General features: G+C 32.4%; 5 protein-coding genes. All 5 read right to left on the reverse strand.

From position 1 onward, the window contains the following. Positions 1–149: 149 nt before the first annotated feature. Positions 150–836: a hypothetical protein gene (locus tag DNU06_RS17185; RefSeq protein WP_111064739.1), complete on the reverse strand. Its 687-nt coding sequence runs from the start codon at positions 834–836 to the stop codon at positions 150–152. A 500-nt stretch (positions 837–1,336) separates the two neighbouring features. After that, a complete protein-coding gene (locus DNU06_RS17190; RefSeq protein WP_146239317.1) occupies positions 1,337–1,771 on the reverse strand; it encodes a hypothetical protein in 435 nt (144 codons plus the stop codon). Positions 1,772–2,042: 271 nt separating this feature from the next. Then, positions 2,043–2,627, reverse strand: a complete 585-nt coding sequence (locus tag DNU06_RS17195; protein ID WP_111064741.1) for a hypothetical protein — start codon at positions 2,625–2,627, stop codon at positions 2,043–2,045. A 13-nt stretch (positions 2,628–2,640) separates the two neighbouring features. Continuing rightward, positions 2,641–3,120, reverse strand: coding sequence for a hypothetical protein (locus DNU06_RS17200; protein ID WP_111064742.1), 480 nt, complete (start codon positions 3,118–3,120; stop codon positions 2,641–2,643). A 217-nt stretch (positions 3,121–3,337) separates the two neighbouring features. After that, positions 3,338–4,303, reverse strand: coding sequence for a hypothetical protein (locus tag DNU06_RS17205; RefSeq protein ID WP_111064743.1), 966 nt, complete (start codon positions 4,301–4,303; stop codon positions 3,338–3,340). Positions 4,304–5,199 lie beyond the last annotated feature (896 nt).

Below are 5,199 nucleotides of genomic sequence, written 5' to 3' on the forward strand. Positions count from 1 at the left end.
TTGGGAATTGTCTACCGAAAACTGTGGGTTACTGTGTTTTTTTAACCTCCATTACAAACTTCCGCTTGCACCTAACGGTTGAGCATGTTTTCGTTGCTGTAAGGTACGAAACAGCAATGAAATATGCTTGTTGTTGTGGTGTCGTTTTTTTATTCTTTAATTGTAATTTTCTGTCCAGCGGGAATTGTCACTTCACATGCATAGTCTTTTGGTAAAGGATTATTAGAATCTCTTTTTTCCCAATATTCTTTCCAGTATTTCCACCATTTATCTTTTCTATTTTCAACTTCGTCCAATGATATTTCTCCATCATGGCTCACAACATTTACTGATTCACAGCTTATTACACAACCAAAATTAATTGCCCAAAATCCAAATTTAAATTCTGCGTTTTTGAAGTCAGGGTCAGTGGGTTTATTCCCAAATACAGTTTCTACTTTTTTTGATTCTTTAATAATTTGTTCTATTAACTCAAGGTCTGTGAATGTAAATTGTCCATGTTCAATTTCAGGTTGGTCTAGTTTATCATTATGAAGTAAATCAGCCCAATTTTCAGGTGTGTCTCTCTTATATTGTTCTCTGGTTAGAAAACTGACTGAATAAGGATTTTGAAATGTAATGCCAATTTGTCCAGACGGAGATTCATTGTCATTCGGTTTCGTCCAAATTTGGGTTCCGCCAAATTCAAGCATAATCAATTTCGGAAAATCTGCTGTCCACCAATTCCAATATCCAACATCCGAAATAGCATCTTCTAGTACTTCTAACTTCTCCTTCATTTCTTCAGGGGAATAACTAAATTCCTTTTTCCTATTTTTCTTAAATCGTCCAAACATGTCTGTTTAATTTAATGCACCACAACGCTCGGCTATATTTCTGTTTGCATTACCTTGCACAAAAGCAACTAGGTAACCGCCAAGGCATTGTTTAGGCTAAATTAATTATTTTAGACTATCTAAACCATGTTTTGGCGCTATTTTATTAATTACCATTGCTTTTAATTGGTAAATGCAAATTGAATATAGGTATTGTTAACTACTGCTTTCTTTTTTTAATACTGTCGTTGCTGTCGTTTACCCTACTCTTCTACTTTGGTCCGACCCGAATTTTTACCAAATTTTTCTAAGCAAAATTCAAGACAAATTTTTACGCGTTTAGCGTTTTTCCCACCCCTGGTTAGAAGTCCGCGCCAAAAAGTACCGCAATAATTTCGCATTAAAAAAACACAGTCATTCAGCGTGGGTGCAGTCCGCACGAGAATTGGGTTACTTTTGGTATAGTCCGCCTGAAAAATTTTAAGTTAATTTGGCTTTAATGTGCTGCATACTGTTATGTCTCAATTCGAATCCCATTCAGCTAAAGTGAGTCGGATATTATGTAATGGATCGTAGTAGTAAATTTTATAACCTTCTTCAGGTAAGATGATAAAAGTGAAATGAGATACATAACTCATTCCATTATCCTCTTGAATTTTAACTGAAATTTCGTTTTCGTTTTCGCCTTTTGAAAGCAAGATGTTACCTCCTCTGTTAGAATCAAGTTTGACTTGATTAAATAAACGTTGTACTTTCGAGGATTGTTCTATTTTGTAAAGTGAGTTTTCCAGCATTACAGAATCATATTTTTGAAAAAATTCTTGATCCAGTTCACAACACGAGTCATTAAATGGGATCGAATCGACTGGAATTAAGTCACGCTTCTCATGTAATTGTGTAAATTCATTAGAATTACAAGAAGTAATAAAGAAAACTACGGCAACAAGAAAAAACATCCCTAAATTATTTATCATATTATTATTGTAATGAAATATAACTATTGTGACTTTTCAATTATTATAGAATAACCTACTTGCGCTTGTAGTTAACGCCTGACTAAATTTCTGTTTGCATTACTTAGCACAATGTAATTAAATAACCGCCAAGGCATTGTTTAGCTAAACTAGTCATTTTTATTATTCTAAACTATGTTTTGGTGTCACTTTCAGACAAGTAAAATGTTCCTTAGTAAATGCAAATTGAATTTAGTTTTTGTTAGCGGGAGTTTTATTTTTCACACCTGTTCTTCACTGTTAACTCCATTATTGTATCACTAATAATTGTAAACATACCTTCATATGAATCAAGTTCAGAGTATATAACTGTGCCCTTCTTGTAATGAAATCTTTCACCGATAAAACTCAGCAGCCGCTTTTCACTTAGGCCAACTCTAATACTGTCCCAAAGAACAATTTTGTTGGAGCTTAATTTTATTTCAACAAACTGTTCATTGGCACTAACAAACTTCCATGCCTTATTATCCTCATCTGTATGAACTTTTAACACCCCGATTGGCAAGTCTACCGCGTTGTCAATCAAAAAATACAATGCATAAAAACCTATTGAGTCATTTGGGATACAAAGTTTTCTTGATTCCGAATGTGTTACAATTCCTGAAGTAGTCTTCAGCCATTTTGAGTTTTTTAAATCTACGATATTGATGGGGTTCGGTAGTGCACTTACAACTTCTATTATGCTTTCAACACATTTCACTTCTTCTATTTTGGGCTTAATTTCACTTTCGTTTTTAGAGTAATCGCCACTGCAAGAAATCAAAATAACAAGACTCAATATGGAAAGTACTTTTATCATATCGTTGTTACTGCTAGTTTTTGTTAGCAGCTAATTTTTTAATATTACTCAATTCGGATTTTTCAAAAGATGAAAACATTTTAACTTTTGAAATATCATTTAATAAATCAACATAGTAGTTTAGACTTCTACTTTTAGAACAAAATAAGTCAATACTCTCGTTATTCGAATTGATTTTTATAAAATAAGCACCCTTAAATTGCTGAAATAGTTCAAAATGAAAATCAGCAATATTTATAAATATCGTTTTATCTGAGTTTAGAAATTGTGATAAATTTAGCTTGACACTCTTTTCAGTTATCTCATAATTAACCAAATAATGTTTGCTTACTACAAAAGCTGAATATATTATTCCAGCGAGTGATAATAATGGACCAATTATGCTAAATGGAAAAGAAAAATATATAATCGATAAAAAAGAAATCAGTACAAATATTATTAAATGATATGCTCCAATATTTTCGGAAAAAACTTGAATATTTTTACTTTTCATAATTCTGACTAACTTTTTTGTATAGCTCTTATAAACAACGTTTATAACTTCCGTTCACATGTTGCGTTTTTTCATTTTTAAAACCATTAAAACGGGAGCTTAAAGTATTTATTTGTTTTTCCATAAAAGGTTGAATTACCGCTAACGTTTGTGTAAAAATAGGCATTTATGCCGAACAGCTTCGCTGTAATTTTTACATTATGTTAGCATTTCGTTTTTATTCTGGGCTTAACAATTGTTTTGCTTTTCCCGAAAACTGTGTTATTCTTTCTTCTTTTATTTTTAATTCATTTTCATTTAATTCTTCGTTGACTTCGTTAGATAAAAATGTTACTTCATTATAATAAAAAATACCAAGATTATATTTTAAAGCTGTATTGTTTGGATCGATTTTAAGTCCTGATAAGTACAGTTTTTCAATAAAGTCAAACAGTTCATAAGAGTGTTTTAAATTCAGCACTTTCTCAATTACAGTAATTCTATGTTGATAGGTATTTGTCATTAATTCCTCAAAACTGTATTTGCTAATATTTTTCGAAGCTAATGAAGCATAGTTTGCGAGCTTTTCAATAAGTTGTTCTTCAGATTTAATGCTCATAAAGGGTTGGTCATAATTAAGAATAATTTCATTAATAAACAACGCTGCATAATTATTTGAGAATGCATTTGTTTCCGTCTGAAACCTATCATTGAGCAGTTCATAAAGCCAACTTTTATAAATTAAGACAGATTCTATTTCTTCTGAACTAGAAAAATTTATTTTCTCATTCATAAAACTACTTATCAACTTTATAAATAAGCTATCTGATTTTGATGGGTTCGCAATAGACAAGAGCAAAAAGGCATGTTCGAGCTGCATTTTGTATTCTGGGTTTTTGTTCGAGATATCATTTTTTTTCTTCTCTAGTTCAATTAATTCTTTTTTCTTGTTTTCGTAAAATTTAGAAGAATCAACAAGTATTAATGATTTTAATTCATCAATTAAATAAACTTGAGCGTATTCAAATTTTCTTTTTAATGTCTCTAAACATTTATCTGAGCAGTCTTTTGAGAAAATTATTGGATATTCCTTTTTAATGCTTTCTGTTAACAAATTTTTTGCAGTCTTTTGACCCCAAACAAATGAAGTGAAAAGGCTAAAAACAACCAAAAGCATCAAATATTTAAACTCTCTTCTTATCATACTTAATGAATGCTAACGCTCGGCTATATTTCTGTTTGCATTACCTAGCACAAAAGCAACTAGGTAACCGCCAAGGCATTGTTTAGGCTAAATTAATTATTTTAGACTATCTAAACCATGTTTTGGCGCTATTTTATTAATTACCACTGCTTTTAATTGGTAAATGCAAATTGAATATAGGTTATGTTAGGTGCTGCTTTAATTTTTTAATACGGTGGTTACGGTGGTCAAACCCCACTTCCACTTCAATTTTCCCTAAACAAAATTCACTACAATTTTTTACGTCTTTAGCGTTTTTCCCGCCTTGGGTAAAAGTCCGCGCCACGCAGTACCGCTAAAATTTTGCATTTAAAAAATACAGTGATTCACCCGTGGGATCAGTCCGCCCGAGAATTGGGTTGCCTTGGGTATAGTCCGCCTGAATTTTGGGTTGCCGTGGGTACAGTCCGCCGCACTTAGTACCGTAATAATTTTGCATTTAAAAATACTGTGATTTGCCTTGGGAATTGTCTACCGAAAACTGTGGGGTACTGTGGTTTTCAACCTCCTTTACCAACTTCCGCTTGCACCTAACGTTTGTGTATGTTGTCGTTGCTAGCCCGAAGGGCAGCTATGCAATATACATATTGTTACATACTGTTTTATTTCACAATGTACTATTTTTTAACACCCTACAGCTATTTTTATGTCGTTTTTCTTTCAACTTTCGTTCATTTTGTCTTGGCACAAAACGAACCAAAAACCCAAGACCCGCACAAATAAATGATTTCATCCTGCGCAAAACAAAAGTTCGGCCGAGTGATTTCCTTGCCATTGTCTGCGAAACTTCTCGGTCTCTCTAATGTTTTTACTTGACTTCAAAACATTTCTTTCTGATGGTCAAACCCTTGCAAAAC

It is taken from the genome of Putridiphycobacter roseus (assembly GCF_003234935.1).
GTDB lineage: Bacteria > Bacteroidota > Bacteroidia > Flavobacteriales_D > Crocinitomicaceae > Putridiphycobacter > Putridiphycobacter roseus.

What these genes read in the sequence shown, in the direction of transcription:
- DNU06_RS17185 (WP_111064739.1), bottom strand. Translation starts at nt 836, where the DNA reads ATGTTTGGACGATTTAAGAAAAATAGGAAAAAGGAATTTAGTTATTCC.
- DNU06_RS17200 (WP_111064742.1), bottom strand. Translation starts at nt 3,120, where the DNA reads ATGAAAAGTAAAAATATTCAAGTTTTTTCCGAAAATATTGGAGCATAT.
- DNU06_RS17190 (WP_146239317.1), bottom strand. Translation starts at nt 1,771, where the DNA reads ATGTTTTTTCTTGTTGCCGTAGTTTTCTTTATTACTTCTTGTAATTCT.
- DNU06_RS17195 (WP_111064741.1), bottom strand. Translation starts at nt 2,627, where the DNA reads ATGATAAAAGTACTTTCCATATTGAGTCTTGTTATTTTGATTTCTTGC.
- DNU06_RS17205 (WP_111064743.1), bottom strand. Translation starts at nt 4,303, where the DNA reads ATGATAAGAAGAGAGTTTAAATATTTGATGCTTTTGGTTGTTTTTAGC.